A 16,574-nucleotide genomic window follows, 5' to 3' on the forward strand; every position below is an offset into this window, starting at 1 on the left:
ATTCGTAATACTCGCTGCGAGAAGCAAGCTACGTAATTCGTAATTCTGACTCCACAACTTTCTTTTCTCCAGAATTAAAAATAGTTGGTCTGTGGTTGAATTACGTTAGCGTAGCGGTAGCGAGTCCGCGTACTCTGTAAGAGTTGCAAGCTACGCTTTTAGCGTCTCGTAGAGAGCGTCATTAGCAATTACGAACACTGGCAAAAAGCTCCTTGTGAATTTTAAATTTTGAATTTTTCACTATGACATCTGTATCTCCTTCTGTGGAAGTTGAACGCAAAACGCCATTCTGGAAGGGATTGGGACGAGTTCCTTGGACTTGGCGAATCACCATTGCATACCTGACGGTGATGTTGTTTGTCCCCATAGCTGCCATGTTTCTGAAAGCAGCTACAGAACCTCCATCTAGGTTTTGGGCGATCGCAACCAGTGATATCGCACTAGCAACATACAACGTAACTTTTGTGACGGCAATATTTGCTGCCTTACTCAATGGCGTATTTGGAACTCTGATTGCTTGGGTTCTGGTTCGCTACGACTTTCCCTTCAAGCGCTTGATTGATGCCACAGTGGATTTACCCTTTGCACTACCAACTGCCGTAGCAGGGCTAACCTTGGCAACAGTTTACAGTGATAACGGCTGGCTAGGTTCGCTACTAGCACCACTGGGAATAAAGGTATCTTTTACCCGCACAGGAGTAGCGGTAGCAATGATATTTATCTCACTACCTTTTATCGTGAGAACTGTGCAACCCGTGCTTCAGGAAATGGAACATGAAATTGAAGAAGCCGCCTGGTGTCTGGGTGCTTCTCAATGGCAGACCTTCTGGAAAGTGATTTTGCCACCTTTATTTCCCACGATTTTGACTGGTGTTGCCTTGGGTTTCTCCCGTGCAGTTGGGGAATATGGGTCAACTGTGATTATCTCTTCCAATACGCCCTATCAAGATTTGATCGCACCTGTACTAATTTTCCAACGGCTAGAGCAGTATGACTATTCTGGTGCAACAGTAATTGGCATAGTTTTACTATCAATTTCGTTGGTACTGTTATTGGCAATTAATTTCTTACAAGCATGGGCAAGGCGATATGACAGTAGATAAGCCAAGTTTTCACTCATCTGCATCTGAGACACATACGGCCAAGCCAAAAGAGCAGAAGAGTTGGGTGCCAATAGTTTTAATTGGGATAGCGATCGCTTATTTAGCCCTAGTTCAATATATCCCGGCAATTAACGTTTTTGTCCAAGCCTTTAGTAAGGGTGTTGGGCCGTTTCTATCCAACCTGACGCGACCAGCTTTTATGCATGCAGCTTGGCTGACACTGTTATTAGCTGTGATTTCTCTACCTTTAAATACGGTATTTGGTTTATGTGCAGCTTGGGCGATCGCTCGTCATAAATTTCCTGGACGCGCCGTAGTTTTGAGCATAATTGACCTGCCCTTTTCGATTTCGCCCGTAGTTGCAGGGTTAATGATTGTGCTACTTTACGGCCGGAATGGGTGGTTTGGCCCTTGGCTCCAGGCTCATGATATCAAGATTATCTTTGCCTTTCCAGGTATGGTACTGGCTACAGCCTTTGTGAGTATGCCCTTTGTGGCGCGGGAAGTGATTCCGGTTTTAGAAGAGTTTGGTAAGGATCAAGAAGAAGCTGCTAGAACTCTAGGTGCGAAAGATTGGCAAATATTTTTGCGCGTCACTCTACCTAGTATCCGTTGGGGCTTACTCTATGGTTTAATTTTGACCAATGCCAGAGCAATGGGTGAATTCGGAGCGGTTTCAGTAGTATCTGGCAACATTGCTGATCAAACCCAGAGCCTACCACTGTTTGTAGAAGACGCTTACAAACAATACGAAACTGAAGCGGCTTTCTCTGCGGCTGTACTGTTAGCGTTGTTAGCAGTAGTAACCTTGGTGCTGAAGGAGATTCTAGAACGGAAAACCCGCATTAAAAATGTTGAATAGAAAAATCAAGCAATTATAGTTATCTTTTGAATAAGATACAAGCAAATCATGGGACATGGTACGATCTACCTAGTACCTATCAGTAAATTACCGTTAGGGTTAAAAGTAGTTCTGTACCAATCCCGATTAGGGATTGAAATAACTCAGATATGGCTACTGACAATACACTTACCAATAAACGGATTCGACTTAGAATTCCTAAAGATTATCACCAGGAACCTGTTATTTCTCGCCTGGTGTCTGACTACGGACTGATTGTGAATATCACAGCAGCGATTTTGGGAGCCAATGCTGTCGGAGATGGTTGGTTTGACCTTGAACTACAAGGAACAGATGCACAAATTCAAAGCGGGTTAACTTATCTCCGCGATTTGGAATTGGAAGTCTGGGATGATACTAAAGCAAGCGATTGGTAAGGATTATAGCAACACAAACAGTTTATTTATCTGGTTTTAAGAGAATTGCAACCCGCAGATCCCCGACTTCGTAAAAGTTGTCGGGGATCTTGTTTCTCATGAATAATTCAGAATTGCTGTAGTGGCTTTTCTACAAAAGGGTATACCAAATACCGTTATCATTTTGACGTAAAATACGGTATCTTCCCTCAAGAAATTCTAGCATTCTGGGAAAATTTTTGTTGATAGTAGGTTGCTGAATATAATCAATAAAGATATAAGGAGGCTTAGATGAATCTAACTCTTCTAGAAGTTTTGTCCATTGCTCAGGCAGGAAATATTCAAGTGCCCAACCACGTAGCGATGTTGCCTGAGTCCGATTGGAGAAGTAGTAAATAGATGGATCGCCAGCTACATAAATCTTACCAGGAAGACTTCCTGGTTGGGAGATAAATTTAGCCTCTGAACGAAGAGATGGATATTTTTCTCTAAAAACAGTCTGATATTTGAATCGTGTATCTTCAGTTAAAGCAAAGTTATTATTAGCCAGAACAATGCTCTTTTTTATCAGAGTGTGCGATAAAGGGAAGAAAAACAAAAATATCAGCAGGATTGCCGTAAATGGGGAACTCAATTTTCTTAAAGACTCCCATAAAACATCTAATCCTTTAGTTGCTAAAACACCTAAAGGTACAAACAATAGTAAATAATGGTATTCCCAAAATGCCCCACGTTGTAAAACAATCACACCCCAAGCAAAAATACACCAAATCACAAGTAGCAAAGTCAATATATTCTTAGACTTACGCAATGATACATCTACTGCAACAGTCGCAGCTAAAATTAGAGGGTAAAAATTATTTAAGAACCATTTGATTCCTGCAAAAAGCCCACTTGGGTTAAATTGGGAATTAGCAACAATCCGAGGTGGATATAAAAAAAATGTCTGATACAAAATTGGTAAACTATTAAACCAGGCAAAATAGCTAACAATACATAAAATAGGAAATATAATCCCCATAAAAATGGGAATAAATATTTCTACAAATACTTTTGAAATTGGCTGCCGTTTGATCAGCAAAGAATATATCAAAATAGTTAGCCAAAAGGAAAGTAATATTAGTAAAAGTATTAATTTAAATGTGATAACGATTCCACCAATAAAGCCTGATAGTAAAAGTATAAAAAATGCTTTTCTACCTTCATATTTAAAAGATTGAGAAGTTAACCAAACACAAGTAAATAAAGGCAAACTAACCAATGCTTCCACTTGAGTCAGATGCCAAGGCTGTGAAACAGTATAGTAAACGCCAACTGTTAACAAAGGTACTAAACTTGCGATTATCGGATGCTGAAAATAGCTTTTGAGACTCAGCAACAATATTATAGACAGAAACACCATATAAATAAGTTCAAAGAGATGGATACCAATCTCATTAAAACCAAATAAAGTTCCTGCTAAAAAGTAAAAGCAAAAAATCCCTGGTTGCTTCACATCCCAAAAATCACGATAGAGTAATTTTCCTTGTTGCATCTCCAAAGCACCAAGCCTAAAAAATGCTTGATCTCCGTCAAATGGAAAAGGTAAATGTATAAGACCAATAATCACAATCCCAATCAAAACGAGAAAGTCAATTTTATTTAATTTAGTAATATTAATCATCAAACTTTATAATCAAAAGTTAACCGACTATCTTATGCTGATTAATATCCTAACAGGGTAAAGAACAAGGTAATTTTAGGATATGAATTTAAAGTTTAAAGTTTTCGCGATCGCGTCAGCACTGACCAGTCAGTTTATTAATAATTAACTCAAGTACAAACTAAGTCCCACATAGTTGCGTGTGGCTCGCTCATGTCGTTCAAGAGGTTTGCTTTCGTCCTTATCGATGGCTTTAATTTAACTAAGTATTCAGAGATTTGGTGAGCATTCAGTTTTGATTCCAAGATAATGACGATATCAGTGAAGAGACAGATGAAATAAATTCCAAATTCGTTTATTGTCAAGTACTCTACATTGCTCCTAACTTACGTTAATTTGCTGATTGCTTTTTTACGGTTTTTGTGATAACTTCCTGTAGATAACAACTAAATACATTAAACCTGTAGATTTACCGTAGTTTAATAAAAAGCCAGAAATATGAAAATTTCTATCAGGCTGATATTCAACCACACACAGTTGAATTGTAGGGGCACGGCATTAACAAGATTCTCTGCCGAACCCAAAAATTGCGTAGCACTTCGGCATGGTTCGACTCCCTTCCCTGCGGAACACTACGCGAACGACTGCGCTCAGGAGCCGCTCACCAGCCGTGTTACCACCGTAGGCATGGCGATGGGAAATTAATCTGATGTCTCAGAGTAAATCTGTAGAACCCGCTTCAGTCCACAGTCGAATTCTCGTGCCTCAACGGTATAACAGGCAACCTGTAATTTCTCGACTGGTGTCTCGTTATGGTTTAACTGTCAATATTAAAGCTGCATCCCTGACATCCGACAGTGACAGCGATGGCTGGTTTGATTTGGAACTTTCAGGAAATCCTCAAAAACTGACAAATAGCTTATCTTACTTGCAAGGATTGGAAGTGAATTTGCTGCAACTAGCGATCGCTAACCAAATTCAACCCAACCAGCATACTCTACCTTTCCCAAATCCAGCTAGCAAATTGAGTCCCAAAGACTCTGCATGGTTGACAAATAAATGGCAAGAACAATTCCAGCAATGGATTTCTCAGGGTCAAACCAATCGATTACGCTTGCAACTGTGTATCTTAAAATCTTATTACCAAGAACCAGTGATTTCCGAGTTAATTTCTGGTTATGGACTAACAGTCAATATCACCAGCGCGTTACTTCAACCCGATACGCAAGATGACGGCTGGTTTGACTTGGATTTGTGGGGAAGAACAAAGCAACTCTACTCTAGCTTGAGTTATTTAGAAAAACTGGGACTACCGATTTGGCTAGATTTGTCTAGCGTTTATAGCGATGTCTACGACGGGCTACGCCTACGCTAATTAATAAAATCATCACTATTCAATGTCAGCACTAAATAACCAAAAAACCAATTCCCAAAATAGATTATCACTGGTTTCTTCAGTTTCTGAAAAAAGCCAAGTCACTCAGATTCGTTTGCGGATACATATTCCCAAATGCTATCTGCAAGCGCCCGTGATTTCGCAGTTAATTTCTACTTACGGCTTGGTAGTTAATATTACCAAAGCTGTGCTACAACCAAATACAGAAGGATGCTTTGACATTGAACTACGGGGAACAGTGCCACAAATTTCTAGCGGTTTAGCTTACCTAGAATCCTTGAATCTTAGAATTGTGGGCAAGCCGAATGCTGACGGCGATAGCTGGTCTTACTGAAATAATTTAAATTTCATAGTACCAAATTTCTTCTTCTCGCAACACAATTCGATGTAGGGAGAGGCGATCGATCAAGCCCTCTTGCTCAAACTGCCCAAGAACACGAGTGATCGTAACACGAGTTGAACCGAGCATTTCCGCCAGGTCTTCATGAGTCAGACGCATATCTATTAAACGCCCCTTCTCAACTTCCGAACCAAACTTTTTGGATAACCATGCCAATAGCTTGATAAGCATAGTATCCACTTTTTTATGGCTACGAATGATCATCAATTCTTGAGCCTGTTGGATATGGGCAAGTAGAGTTTCTGTTAGTTCAGTCCACTCTTCTAGAGGTAAAACTGTTGCCTCCACTTTAGTTAGGCATTCCATCTGATAAGGTTCTAATTTTGACAACCTTTTACCAACGACATCCCCAGGGCCCCACAATCCCAGAGCAACAGTTGTACCATCTTCCAGATAGCTAAAAGTTCTCACAAAACCCGTTTCAATCTTCCAAAGATCCTTATGATGCTCTGGCAGAAATGACCTACGGGCAAAAAGTTGCTTAGTATTGTTACTGCTTGAACTAGATACGCTTGTGTACAAAGACACCATATATATAAAACTATTCTCCGATAAATTAACCGTAGTATTACATTTATATCAGGTTATAAGAACCTATGGATATTTTAAAGAGGAGAGAGGGGAGAAGAGAGCAGGGGAGGCAGGGGAGCAGGGGAAGAATAACTCATGCCCAATGCCCCATGCCCAATGCCCAATGCCCCATTCCCAAAATTAAATTCCCGCACCATCCAGAAAATCTTCAATCATCCCATCAGAGTTTTTGCTCTTAGGGTTGTCAGTTAATTCGTCGCCAAGCTCAGTTGGGGACAAACTTGATTGTTCCAACTGCTCAAACTGTTTCTCTAGAGACTTGACGCGTTCAAATAAAGCACGAATGACTTCAGCTTCTACGTCGCGTACTTTATCATGATCCAGAACGTTGCTATTTAAGTTGTTCTGACGAGTTACGCGCCCTGGAATCCCAACTACTGTAGTGTTACTGGGAACATCTCGTAGTACCACAGAACCGGCTCCGATACGGACGCGATCGCCAATTTGAATATTTCCCAATACTTTTGCACCTGCTCCCACAACCACATGAGAACCTAAAGTTGGATGGCGTTTGCCGCTTTCTTTCCCAGTCCCGCCAAGGGTGACACCTTGATAAATCAGAGCATAGTCACCTACGATCGCAGTCTCGCCAATCACAACTCCCATACCGTGGTCAATAAACACTCCCTGACCAATTAATGCCCCAGGATGGATTTCAATTCCGGTTAAAAACCTACTAATATGAGAGATGAACCTTGGTATAAAGGGAATTCCAATTTTATACAGCCAGTGCGCCAATCGATGAAACACTAGAGCTTGCAGTCCAGGGTAACAAAACAATACTTCTAGCCAGTTACGGGCTGCTGGATCGCGCTCAAAAATGGTTCGCAAATCAGTTATTAGCATACTCTGTTGAGATTTTTGTTGGTAGGTGAGGCTCTGAAAACAGAAACTCAGGATGATTCCCAAAAAAAAGATCGAGTCCTTATATTGGGAATTGTATAATATCTAAATCTACGGTAAGTCGATAGAGTATAGTGTTTTTGTGGGTAATAAGTGGGATGTTATCACATTCCACAGTTGAAAAAAATTAATTTCGCATAAACTGCGATAAGTCCCCCAATTCACCGTAGTATATTGAGTACAGTGTTGAATAGCCAAAACTACGCTCTCTTGGATCTGTCTTCCAAAGTGGAATACGCGCTGCTGGCACTATTAGAACTGGCAAGCCACCACGGAAAAAAACTTCCTTTAACCATGAGCGAGATTACTGCCAAACAACCCATACCTGAGCGCTATCTGGAACAAATTTTGACCAACCTCCGGCGTGCTGGTGTGGTGCAGAGCCAACGCGGCTCTAAAGGAGGTTTCGTTTTAGTTCGGGAACCTTGGCAGATTACAATACTTGAAATTGTCACTTTGGTTGAAGGTGAGCGGAAAGAGAAAGATACCTCTAACTCTCCGACTCTGGAAAAGACTCTAGTTTATGAAGTTTGGGAGCAAGCTAACGCTGCCTCAATAGAAGTTTTGGGTCGTTATACACTCCAAGACTTGTGCGAGGAAAGAGAAACTCGCGCCCAGCAGAGTCCAATGTATTATATTTAGACACGACGGAGTACCCACATGCGGATAGCGAAAGATATCACAGAGTTAATCGGCCGAACTCCTTTAGTTCAATTAAACAAGATTCCCCAAGCGTCAGGAGCGGTTGCTCGGATTGTGGTGAAGCTAGAAAGCATGAATCCAGCATCTTCTGTGAAAGACCGGATTGGCGGGAGTATGGTGGAAACGGCAGAAGAAGCAGGCTTAATTCACCCCGGAAAAACTATTTTAGTAGAGCCGACTTCTGGAAATACAGGAATTGCGCTAGCGATGGTAGCAGCTGCCAAGGGCTACCATCTCATTCTAACGATGCCTGACACAATGAGCCACGAAAGACGATCCATGCTCAAAGCTTATGGCGCTCAACTAGAGTTAACGCCAGGGGTAGAAGGGATGCGAGGAGCGATCGCTCATGCAGAGCAGATTGTAGCTAAAACGCCCAATGCTTATATGTTGCAGCAGTTCCGCAACCCCGCTAACCCGAAAGTTCACGCCGAAACCACAGCCGAAGAAATTTGGAATGATACCGATGGAGAGGTAGATATTCTCGTGGCGGGAGTGGGTACTGGTGGAACGATTACGGGAGTTGCAGAAGTTATTAAAAAACGGAAGCCGAGTTTTCAAGCGATCGCAGTTGAACCAAGCAACAGTCCGGTATTAGCAGGCGGTAAATCAGGCCCTCACAAAATTCAAGGTATCGGCGCGGGATTTGTCCCAGCAATTTACCGTTCAGAACTGGTAGATGAAGTGATTCAGGTAGCAGATGAGCAAGCGATCGCTTACAGCCGTCGCCTCGCAAAAGAAGAAGGATTGCTATCAGGGATTTCGACTGGTGCTGCTTTATACGCGGCTATTCAAGTGGCACAACGTCCAGAAAATGCGGGTCGCCTCATCGTCACGATCCAGCCTAGCTTCGGCGAACGCTACCTCAGCACCTCACTGTTCAAAGATCCAGAAGAGAATGAGTGGTTGAGTAAAGTTTAATATTTGATTTTGTAGCGTGTGTTATACCTATTTGGATAGTTGATTAGTCACAATATATAGCGGTTCCCATTCAGATGCGGTACAACATTATATTGCGAGGTGTAGGGGTATGGCAGTGCCGTGCCCTTACAGGTATACCTCACGTAAACGAGAACCGCTATATACAGTGCAAATCATCATTTGATAAAAGTTAAGCATACGCAATGGTGATAAGCGATCGCTTTGATTTTGAAAATTTTCCAACAGTTATTAATCTTGACCTTTTGATATATGACTTTAATCTGTCGAATGATAGGTTGGTGAGTTTTTAACAAGTCATATAATTTTTTAGTGGGTAAATTCTTTATTGTAGCGATCGCTCCTTAATAAAGATTAGTAAACAAAATCACTTTGTACTGAAATTATTGCAATCAAATTGCAATACAAGGATTCATATTATGCATAAAATTTCCCAGCAGACTATACAAACCGCACAGAAACATGCTCAGGAATTACTTGAGCAAGGCAAAGCAGTAAAAGAGTTGGGTGAGAGTTTACAAACAGATGACCATACTAGTCACCAACAAGGCAAACGCATCGAAGATAGCGGAGAAAGTATCCAGAAGCAGGCGCAGAAAGTCAAAGATTTGACGAAAAAATTAGCAGAAGATGGCTCAACAGAAGTGTTTACAGAGGCAGTAGAGGAACATATAAATATAACTCAAACTCATATTGAAGCAATTAAGGAATTTCAAAAGACATTGCCTCTTAATGTTATAAATCGCTCCCCTAAAAAATGCGAATGAAAGTGATGGCTTTTTTATAGGTATTGTTTTGAATCCTGTCAAAAGCTGAATTCTAAGAGAACGTCTAAAAAGTTTTTTGTATACACCGAACGCTCAAAGCTCCCCTTAAATCCCCCTTAAAAAGAGGGACTTCAAGGTTATTCTTTACCCTTTTTTAACAGGGTAAGGGGGGATCAACCAATATTTGATACTTCTCAGACATCCTCTAACTACTAACTGGAAACAGAGCATCTTCAATTCTGCTTCTAAATTATTTTTTGTTAATGGTTAGCAATATCACTTTTTACCAAAACTGTTAAACAGCAACAACTAGCAGCTAACTTGATTGGACTCAAAGCTTCACTTTTTAATACAATAAAAGCGCCTAATCCGATAAGAACAAAAGGTACAAGATTATTTATGTAGCGAGTCAATACATTAGCGATGACTCTGTTATTAGTTAATTTGGATGCAGCGTAGCACCAAACTCCTAACAATAGAAAAAATAATCCGATAATCACTAAAAAAGTCTCTAAGTTACTACTAGCAAATAAAGGCACGTAGACACTAATATTATCGCTACCATTGGCAATTGTAACGGCTGCCACACTATAAGCTTGGGGAGAAAAAAAACTAGTAATTGTTGATGCTTCCGCTTCTTCTGTTCCAGCTATAACTTCTTTTGATGAATCTTCTTCCCGATTCACTAAACTACTGATACCTATGGACATTGGTAGTAAACCAAGTAATCCAATCCAGCTTTTTGATAAAACTAACCCACCAAACAAACCAGGAAGACTAAGAATTAACAGAACCGTAAAACCTAGAAACTGACCAGCAACTATATGCTGGGGGCGAAAATTAGCATTTATTTGAGAAAAAAACAACAATAAAATGACAATATCATCAATATTAGTGGCAATGAACGCAATTGCCCCTGTAGTCATTGCAGTAACTAACTCGCTCATATTTTAAGAGAAATATAGACATGCTTTTACGTATTGGGGAGCATCCTACTCTGTAGTCAGCTACTTTCTCTGACGCAATTCGTTCAAAAACTAATTTTTACTAATTATTAAGCAAGGCATCAAAAGCCGAAACTACATTACTTTACTCACAATTAAATTGTATACAGTATGTGTACAATTTAATTGTGGTAATTCTCGTTTTAGGCCAAACTGCTGTAGGAGAAAGAGCTATCTGCAAAGATAAAATTCTCAAAGCCAATTGTCGAAAGGGTAATGAGATTGTCATTGTTGTTGAAGGTAATATTGGCAGGGTTTAGACTATTGCTAGAAATAACACCAGATACACTAACTTCAGAACGCTTGAAAGCGCTCACATCAAGGGTATCAAAACCACTTCCGCCATCAACAATTGCAGACCCGAAGCCTTTGAAGTAGTCATTTCCAGTCCCTAGTTCAAAGCGGATACCGCCACCGATACTGACTTTCTGTTGAACTTTATCGATATTATTGGTAGCGGTAATTTTGTCATTTCCATCGTTAGTCCTGATAATTCCTTGCCCATAAATTCCATAGGCAATACCACCAATTGTGGTTGTTGCTTGTCCAGTAAGGATGTCATGATCATTACCTGTATCAATGATTCCATCATTGAAGATGCCATAGGCTAGGATGTTTGCTTCCAAGCTGGTTGCAAAACCCTCAATCGTGTCGGTGTTTTCACCAGTAGTGATAATAGCTTTTTTAATGTTTTGTATGCCGATGCTAGTAGTGCCGATTTTAGCACCGCCGTCGCCGCTTTCGTCTACGCTCGTGTAATTACTAGTAGTGTCCTGGGCGAAACCTTCGCTACCAGTACCACCAGTACCACCAGTACCAGTGCCAGTGATAGTGTCATTTCCGTCCCCTACATCAAAACTGCCACTGTTGCTGATCCCGATTCCAGTACCGCCATCGCCGCTTTCGCCTCTGAATATACTGGGGGGGATGGAAGCAGTAAAGGCATAGGCGGTACCTTCGCGACCATTACCACCAGTACCAATGCCTGTGATAGTGTCATTTCCATTCCCTGCATCAAAATTGCCACTGTTGCTGATGCCGATTCCAGTACCGCCGTCGCCACCTTTAGAATTATCGCCTCCCTGAAAGCCGCCCTGAATGCCAATACTGCCAGTACCAACGCCTGTGATAGTGTCATTTCCATACCATGCATCAAAACTGCCACTGTTGCTGATGCCGATTCCAGTATCGCCTTTACGGTCTTTAAGAGCATTGGGTGTACCAAAGACACGGAAGCCAGTGCCACCAGTACCAGTGCCAGTGATAGTGTCATTTCCGTTTCCAGCATCAAAACTACCACTGTTGCTGATGCCGATTGGAGTAACGCCAGTACTAGTGCCAGTGATAGTGTCATTTCCGTTTCCAGCTTTTAAACTGCCACTGTTGCTGATGCCAATTCCATTCCCTGCATTGAGACTACTACTGTTGTTGATGCCAGTGCCTATAAATTTCAAGCCAGTACCGATGCCGGCAATCATGTCACTTCCATCCCCTGCATAGAGAGTGCCACTGTTATTAATGCCGATGCCAATAACAGGTTTCTTAGGCTTAGTACTACCTGTGCTAGGCTTACCAGTACCAGAAATACTGTCATTTCCTGAAAACGTATTAATCACACCTCCATTTAAAATATCAATACCAATTGCCACAGATGCATTTGACTCTTCTGCGGCTAAAGTATCGATACCGGAAGTACCGATGAAATTAGGTGGAACCGTAAGTCTAGGCATTGACAAAATCCTCCTTGTGAGAATAATTACTTTGTCATTTTAAAGCTTAGTTGTGCCAGAAGGTTAAAATAATTCGTAATTAAATTAGTTGGAAATTTAGATCCCAACTTTCTTATAAACCACCAAAAAATATAATTTAGTGAGGAATTTAAACTCAATAATTACGAATTACGAATTACGAATTACGAATTACGAATTAGTGAATTTGGTATGGTGGTAAATCGTAGATTCTAAAAATCCAGCATGAGTCAGCTAGGGACAGCCTTCAGTGAAGGGATAATTGCCTTCATCGCCACTAACATAGATGACATCATTATCTTGTTAATATTTTTTTCACAAGTAGATGCTAATTTTCGGCGGCGGCATATCTTACTCGGTCAATATCTGGGTTTTACAGCCATTATCATCGCTAGCTTACCAGGATTTTTTGGTGGATTGGTTGTACAGCGAGAATGGATAGGATTGCTAGGACTACTACCAATTGCTATTGGTATTCAGCAATTAATATTTAGAAAAGAAGAAACTATAACAGTTCAGACAGTCAGTAGTGATTTTAAAGAGCCTACACCTACTAACCCGGTATTGTCTTTTATTCTGAGTATTTTGCATCCTCAAACCTATAAAGTAGCAGCAGTAACGATCGCTAATGGTGGTGACAATATTAGTATATATATCCCTTTGTTCGCTGGTCATAACCTTACCAGTTTGGGAGTAATTTTAGGTATATTTTTTATCATGGTAGGGGTTTGGTGTGCGATCGCTTATTTTTTAAGTCGTCAACCTACCATTGCTAATATTTTAAGTCGCTACGGTAAAGCTGCCGTACCTTTTGTGTTAATTGGCTTGGGTCTGTTCATTATGTATGAGCGAGGTACATTCACTCTACTATCTTGGGTAAGAAGTTAATCAACGTTGGATTTTGAATGCTGGATTTGGGAGCTAAAATCTCAATTTGGTTACACTTGATGAACTAATTTCCAACTTACCATCATCAAAATGGCGTAAATAATAAACCGTAGTGGGCGTTGCGGAGCTACTTGGCAGATTTTAGCACCTAGTAACACCCCAGGCACAGAGCCTAACCATATAGGAAGTACCAAACTCCAATCAACTGTTCCCAGGCTGAGATGACCAAGGGCTGTAAACAGCAGTAAAATCGCTGCGTGTGAAATATCTGTACCCACCAACTTCCGGGCATCAAGACGGAAAAACCCAATCAGCACTAGGGCAAACATTGAACCTGAAGAGACGCTAGTTAGACCGACAAAACAGCCTAAAATTGCTCCCAAAGTAATTGTTATAAATCGACCGAAGTTAGTTTCTAAGTCTAACTTTGGCAGTTCGGGTAAATTAAATTTGGGGAAAAAAGTCAATAACAACAATTGCACTAGTGCTAACACTGTGACTAGCAAAATCATCCCACCCAGCAAACGGAGCAAGATATTATCCAGGTTATACTTACCTGTATGTTTAATGAGATGCAAAATCCCCACTCCGAATAATGAGCCTGGAACACTTCCAAAGGCCAACCATTTGACAACTTTTGTATCCAGGGTTTTTTGTTCCCAATGCTTGACGCTACCAACAACCTTCATCAATGTGGCAGCTACAACATCAGAACTCACAGCGATGGAAGGTGGAACCTGAAAAACAAAAATCAACATTGGAGTGATGAGAGAGGCTCCGCCAATTCCCGTCAAACCAACTATGATGCCAACGAAGAAGCTTAAGAATGGTAGTAATAAATAGTGCATACTCTTTGGGGGTTTGAGAAAGTCAGCTAGAACTTCACTACTAGAGAGCAATAACTCAGCCGAATCACAGCCCAGTGGTAGATAGAGCTAGTCATGGCAAGTTATTGTGTTTCTCAAAAGATGAGTGACACAAGGAAAGGTTATCCAGCTAAAAGTTAGGGCAGAGGATTACTGGACAACTTAAAACCTGTCTGGAAGTTTTTGGAAGTATGACAACTGGCATTTAGCTGAAACAGACTTTGATAACTGCTTATAGGTCAGTTGTTTGACTAAAATTAACTTCTTACTGGTTTTTCTGCGGTTTTACATACAAAAGCCCGTAAAGCGATGTACTTACCGTATTTTACTTGTAAACGCCATCAAACGTCCAGCGTATTCGCTTTGTATATCGCTATATTCTCTGGATAATAGACCGCAAGTCTAATAACTCATGGAAAATTTTGTTTTTACAACCCAGCCAAAATCCTGTTTAGCAAAGCTCAAATCGCCAATATTGCTGCTGAAATTTCTGTTGATGCCAAAATTTATCATTGCCGACACTGGAGGTAGCATCAAAACTAATAGTATTTATGACCGGGTGAAATCTGCGTTGTCTGGACGTTGTGTTAACTTACTTAAGTATATTGTCTTCACTTCAAATGCCATCGTGCAAATCTATGTATGGCTTGACTTCATCAAATAAATCTTTGTTCAGAACTCAGCGTTGAAAAATACTTGACCTGCAAACATATATTATGGTAGAAACAAAAAGACTGTTCGGTCGGTAATTTTGAATTTACAGTAATTTTTAGTTCAATAAACTCACAACTCCCTACTCTAATAAATCGCTGTAATGTCCAAAGGCGAAGAAACAAAAAGTAGAATTCTCCACCAAGCAGCCGAACTGTTTAACCAACAGGGATATGCAGGCTCATCGATGTCAGACATTATGCGTGTAACTGGATTGCAGAAAGGAGGAATTTACAATCATTTCCAAAGCAAAGACGATCTCGCACTACAGGCTTTTGATTTTGCGATCGCTCGCATTAAACAGCATACTAGATTTGCATTACGAAGCAAACACCACGCAGTAGAACGTCTGCAAGCAATTATTGGGGTGTTTAGTAGCTTTGCAGAAAATCCACCGATTAAGGGCGGGTGTCCACTGCTGAATACTGCTGTGGAAAGTGATGATGCTCATCCGGCGTTGCGAGAACGTGCTCAACAAGCGATGAACTCTTGGCTACATCTAATTTGTCGAATTATTGAAAAAGGAATTGAAAAAGGTGAAATTCGCCCGGAAGTGAGTGCTGATGAAATCGCTACCATCATAATTGCAACGCTGGAAGGAGGCATAATGATCAGCAAGCTTTATGGAGATTCAATTCATATCCATAGAGTAATGAATCACCTGAATCAATACTTGAAAACTTCTCTTTAATTGAACAGACCAAGCAGTATTAAAAAATATCAAGATCAATAATGCTAGTAAATAACAACTTACACAGACCATTAGAAGTAGTATTAGCAATTCCTGTCAAAACATACGACATTGATTTTATGGGAATTGTGAGTAATATCGTGTATATCAGATGGCTAGAGGATTTACGTCTAAAGTTTTTAGATGAACATTGGCAACTCAATCAACAAATTGAGCTAGGATATACACCAATTCTAGCTGGGACTGAAATTGAATATAAACGTCCAATAAAGATTATCGATCGAGTGATTGGACGTTTATGGCTGAGTGGTTTAGGACGCTTAAAGTGGACTGTGCAAGCTGAAATTTTATCTAACAATGAGTTAGCAGCAGTAGCTAGTCAGAAGGGTGGTTTTGTCAGTCTGCAAAATAATCGTCTTATTCCCATTCCAGAGGAATTACAGAAAAAATATTTACAATATCAACAAGGGATTCAGAAAATTTAATAATTAGGAATACTTCGATATTTTTTTGAGTTTTTACAGACTATTCGGTTTGTTTGTAAACATAATCTGGACTATAACACCGATTCTTGATGAATACGCGAAATAACCCCAATGCCTATGGCATCTCCCCTTGCTAAGAGCAGATGGGGAGGTGTCCTCTCATTCCCACTTCTTGCAAAAGTCGGGAAAAGGTATGGAATTTTCCCTTTTATTGTCAATCTCGTAAATATACGGGAACTTCTTGTTTTGAATTTTGGTCACTTTATGTCACTTTGAACAGCAAAGCGGTTCTGACTCCAATAGATTAGGTATAGTCTATAGTCACAACTCAGGCATTACAGCCTTATATGTCGTCCAATTTAACTGACCCTAACTCTTCGCTAAACCACTGTACTCATCCAAAGGTATATACCAATGCTGTTATCCGTTGTCAGCTTTTCCTGAATTGTCTTTATATATACAATCATTCCATTTTCTTAGT

Annotated in this window: 18 protein-coding genes; 12 read left to right on the top strand and 6 right to left on the bottom strand. The window is 40.5% G+C overall.

From position 1 onward, the window contains the following. The first annotated feature begins 242 nt into the window (after positions 1-242). From cysT to RMY64_RS11900, 3 genes are all read left to right on the top strand, one after another. Entirely contained in the window at positions 243-1,103 is an 861-nt protein-coding gene (gene cysT, locus RMY64_RS11890) for a sulfate ABC transporter permease subunit CysT (RefSeq protein WP_322670850.1), read from the top strand. After that, on the top strand, positions 1,090-1,965 hold the full coding sequence (gene cysW, locus RMY64_RS11895; RefSeq protein ID WP_322700154.1) for a sulfate ABC transporter permease subunit CysW: 876 nt from the start codon (positions 1,090-1,092) through the stop codon (positions 1,963-1,965). Before cysT ends, cysW begins: the two co-directional genes overlap by 14 nt. A 149-nt stretch (positions 1,966-2,114) precedes the next feature. Then, a complete protein-coding gene (locus RMY64_RS11900) occupies positions 2,115-2,381 on the top strand; it encodes an NIL domain-containing protein (RefSeq protein WP_289797696.1) in 267 nt (88 codons plus the stop codon). Between the two features lie 130 nt (positions 2,382-2,511). Here RMY64_RS11900 and RMY64_RS11905 read toward each other — a convergent pair whose 3' ends face one another. Then, entirely contained in the window at positions 2,512-4,023 is a 1,512-nt protein-coding gene (locus tag RMY64_RS11905) for a hypothetical protein (protein ID WP_322700155.1), read from the bottom strand. Between the two features lie 688 nt (positions 4,024-4,711). On the opposite strand from RMY64_RS11905, the gene RMY64_RS11910 reads away from it, so the two are divergent. Beyond that, positions 4,712-5,377, top strand: coding sequence for an NIL domain-containing protein (locus RMY64_RS11910; RefSeq protein ID WP_322700156.1), 666 nt, complete (start codon positions 4,712-4,714; stop codon positions 5,375-5,377). A 22-nt stretch (positions 5,378-5,399) separates the two neighbouring features. Continuing rightward, positions 5,400-5,732 (top strand): NIL domain-containing protein, encoded by a 333-nt coding sequence (locus RMY64_RS11915; RefSeq protein ID WP_322688945.1) that lies wholly within the window; start codon positions 5,400-5,402, stop codon positions 5,730-5,732. 6 nt (positions 5,733-5,738) lie between these two features. Here RMY64_RS11915 and RMY64_RS11920 read toward each other — a convergent pair whose 3' ends face one another. Further along, positions 5,739-6,329, bottom strand: a complete 591-nt coding sequence (locus RMY64_RS11920) for a Crp/Fnr family transcriptional regulator (RefSeq protein WP_322700157.1) — start codon at positions 6,327-6,329, stop codon at positions 5,739-5,741. A 180-nt stretch (positions 6,330-6,509) separates the two neighbouring features. After that, a complete protein-coding gene (cysE, locus tag RMY64_RS11925; RefSeq protein ID WP_409339895.1) occupies positions 6,510-7,235 on the bottom strand; it encodes a serine O-acetyltransferase in 726 nt (241 codons plus the stop codon). Positions 7,236-7,451: 216 nt separating this feature from the next. Here cysE and RMY64_RS11930 point away from each other — a divergent pair, with 216 nt between their 5' ends. The 3 genes from RMY64_RS11930 to RMY64_RS11940 all read left to right on the top strand — a co-directional run bounded on the left by RMY64_RS11930 (position 7,452) and on the right by RMY64_RS11940 (position 9,700). Beyond that, positions 7,452-7,934: an Rrf2 family transcriptional regulator gene (locus RMY64_RS11930; protein ID WP_322685903.1), complete on the top strand. Its 483-nt coding sequence runs from the start codon at positions 7,452-7,454 to the stop codon at positions 7,932-7,934. 18 nt (positions 7,935-7,952) lie between these two features. Next, positions 7,953-8,915: a cysteine synthase A gene (gene cysK / locus RMY64_RS11935; protein WP_322670857.1), complete on the top strand. Its 963-nt coding sequence runs from the start codon at positions 7,953-7,955 to the stop codon at positions 8,913-8,915. A 437-nt stretch (positions 8,916-9,352) separates the two neighbouring features. Beyond that, positions 9,353-9,700 carry a hypothetical protein gene (locus tag RMY64_RS11940; protein ID WP_322670858.1) on the top strand — a complete coding sequence of 116 codons (348 nt, stop codon included), beginning with the start codon at positions 9,353-9,355 and terminating at the stop codon, positions 9,698-9,700. 260 nt (positions 9,701-9,960) lie between these two features. Here RMY64_RS11940 and RMY64_RS11945 read toward each other — a convergent pair whose 3' ends face one another. Continuing rightward, positions 9,961-10,647 carry a cadmium resistance transporter gene (locus tag RMY64_RS11945; RefSeq protein WP_322670859.1) on the bottom strand — a complete coding sequence of 229 codons (687 nt, stop codon included), beginning with the start codon at positions 10,645-10,647 and terminating at the stop codon, positions 9,961-9,963. Positions 10,648-10,847: 200 nt separating this feature from the next. After that, positions 10,848-12,434: a hypothetical protein gene (locus tag RMY64_RS11950; protein WP_322700158.1), complete on the bottom strand. Its 1,587-nt coding sequence runs from the start codon at positions 12,432-12,434 to the stop codon at positions 10,848-10,850. 243 nt (positions 12,435-12,677) lie between these two features. Between RMY64_RS11950 and RMY64_RS11955 the strand changes: the two genes are divergently transcribed. Beyond that, on the top strand, positions 12,678-13,340 hold the full coding sequence (locus RMY64_RS11955; RefSeq protein WP_322700159.1) for a cadmium resistance transporter: 663 nt from the start codon (positions 12,678-12,680) through the stop codon (positions 13,338-13,340). 50 nt (positions 13,341-13,390) lie between these two features. Here RMY64_RS11955 and RMY64_RS11960 read toward each other — a convergent pair whose 3' ends face one another. Further along, positions 13,391-14,188, bottom strand: coding sequence for a sulfite exporter TauE/SafE family protein (locus tag RMY64_RS11960; RefSeq protein WP_322685895.1), 798 nt, complete (start codon positions 14,186-14,188; stop codon positions 13,391-13,393). Positions 14,189-14,618: 430 nt separating this feature from the next. On the opposite strand from RMY64_RS11960, the gene RMY64_RS11965 reads away from it, so the two are divergent. From RMY64_RS11965 to RMY64_RS11975, 3 genes are all read left to right on the top strand, one after another. Next, entirely contained in the window at positions 14,619-14,870 is a 252-nt protein-coding gene (locus RMY64_RS11965) for a hypothetical protein (protein ID WP_322670863.1), read from the top strand. 150 nt (positions 14,871-15,020) lie between these two features. Continuing rightward, complete coding sequence (locus RMY64_RS11970; protein ID WP_322670864.1) at positions 15,021-15,608, top strand: TetR/AcrR family transcriptional regulator; 588 nt, start codon at positions 15,021-15,023, stop codon at positions 15,606-15,608. A 41-nt stretch (positions 15,609-15,649) separates the two neighbouring features. Next, positions 15,650-16,093, top strand: coding sequence for a thioesterase family protein (locus RMY64_RS11975; protein WP_322670865.1), 444 nt, complete (start codon positions 15,650-15,652; stop codon positions 16,091-16,093). Positions 16,094-16,574 lie beyond the last annotated feature (481 nt).

Source organism: Nostoc sp. DedQUE08 (assembly GCF_034530895.1).
Lineage (GTDB): Bacteria > Cyanobacteriota > Cyanobacteriia > Cyanobacteriales > Nostocaceae > Nostoc.

What these genes read in the sequence shown, in the direction of transcription:
- cysK (WP_322670857.1), top strand. Translation starts at nt 7,953, where the DNA reads ATGCGGATAGCGAAAGATATCACAGAGTTAATCGGCCGAACTCCTTTA.
- RMY64_RS11975 (WP_322670865.1), top strand. Translation starts at nt 15,650, where the DNA reads ATGCTAGTAAATAACAACTTACACAGACCATTAGAAGTAGTATTAGCA.
- RMY64_RS11960 (WP_322685895.1), bottom strand. Translation starts at nt 14,188, where the DNA reads ATGCACTATTTATTACTACCATTCTTAAGCTTCTTCGTTGGCATCATA.
- RMY64_RS11920 (WP_322700157.1), bottom strand. Translation starts at nt 6,329, where the DNA reads ATGGTGTCTTTGTACACAAGCGTATCTAGTTCAAGCAGTAACAATACT.
- RMY64_RS11900 (WP_289797696.1), top strand. Translation starts at nt 2,115, where the DNA reads ATGGCTACTGACAATACACTTACCAATAAACGGATTCGACTTAGAATT.
- RMY64_RS11965 (WP_322670863.1), top strand. Translation starts at nt 14,619, where the DNA reads ATGGAAAATTTTGTTTTTACAACCCAGCCAAAATCCTGTTTAGCAAAG.
- RMY64_RS11945 (WP_322670859.1), bottom strand. Translation starts at nt 10,647, where the DNA reads ATGAGCGAGTTAGTTACTGCAATGACTACAGGGGCAATTGCGTTCATT.
- RMY64_RS11950 (WP_322700158.1), bottom strand. Translation starts at nt 12,434, where the DNA reads ATGCCTAGACTTACGGTTCCACCTAATTTCATCGGTACTTCCGGTATC.
- RMY64_RS11905 (WP_322700155.1), bottom strand. Translation starts at nt 4,023, where the DNA reads ATGATTAATATTACTAAATTAAATAAAATTGACTTTCTCGTTTTGATT.
- cysE (WP_409339895.1), bottom strand. Translation starts at nt 7,235, where the DNA reads ATGCTAATAACTGATTTGCGAACCATTTTTGAGCGCGATCCAGCAGCC.
- RMY64_RS11970 (WP_322670864.1), top strand. Translation starts at nt 15,021, where the DNA reads ATGTCCAAAGGCGAAGAAACAAAAAGTAGAATTCTCCACCAAGCAGCC.
- cysW (WP_322700154.1), top strand. Translation starts at nt 1,090, where the DNA reads ATGACAGTAGATAAGCCAAGTTTTCACTCATCTGCATCTGAGACACAT.
- RMY64_RS11910 (WP_322700156.1), top strand. Translation starts at nt 4,712, where the DNA reads ATGTCTCAGAGTAAATCTGTAGAACCCGCTTCAGTCCACAGTCGAATT.
- RMY64_RS11940 (WP_322670858.1), top strand. Translation starts at nt 9,353, where the DNA reads ATGCATAAAATTTCCCAGCAGACTATACAAACCGCACAGAAACATGCT.
- RMY64_RS11955 (WP_322700159.1), top strand. Translation starts at nt 12,678, where the DNA reads ATGAGTCAGCTAGGGACAGCCTTCAGTGAAGGGATAATTGCCTTCATC.
- cysT (WP_322670850.1), top strand. Translation starts at nt 243, where the DNA reads ATGACATCTGTATCTCCTTCTGTGGAAGTTGAACGCAAAACGCCATTC.
- RMY64_RS11915 (WP_322688945.1), top strand. Translation starts at nt 5,400, where the DNA reads ATGTCAGCACTAAATAACCAAAAAACCAATTCCCAAAATAGATTATCA.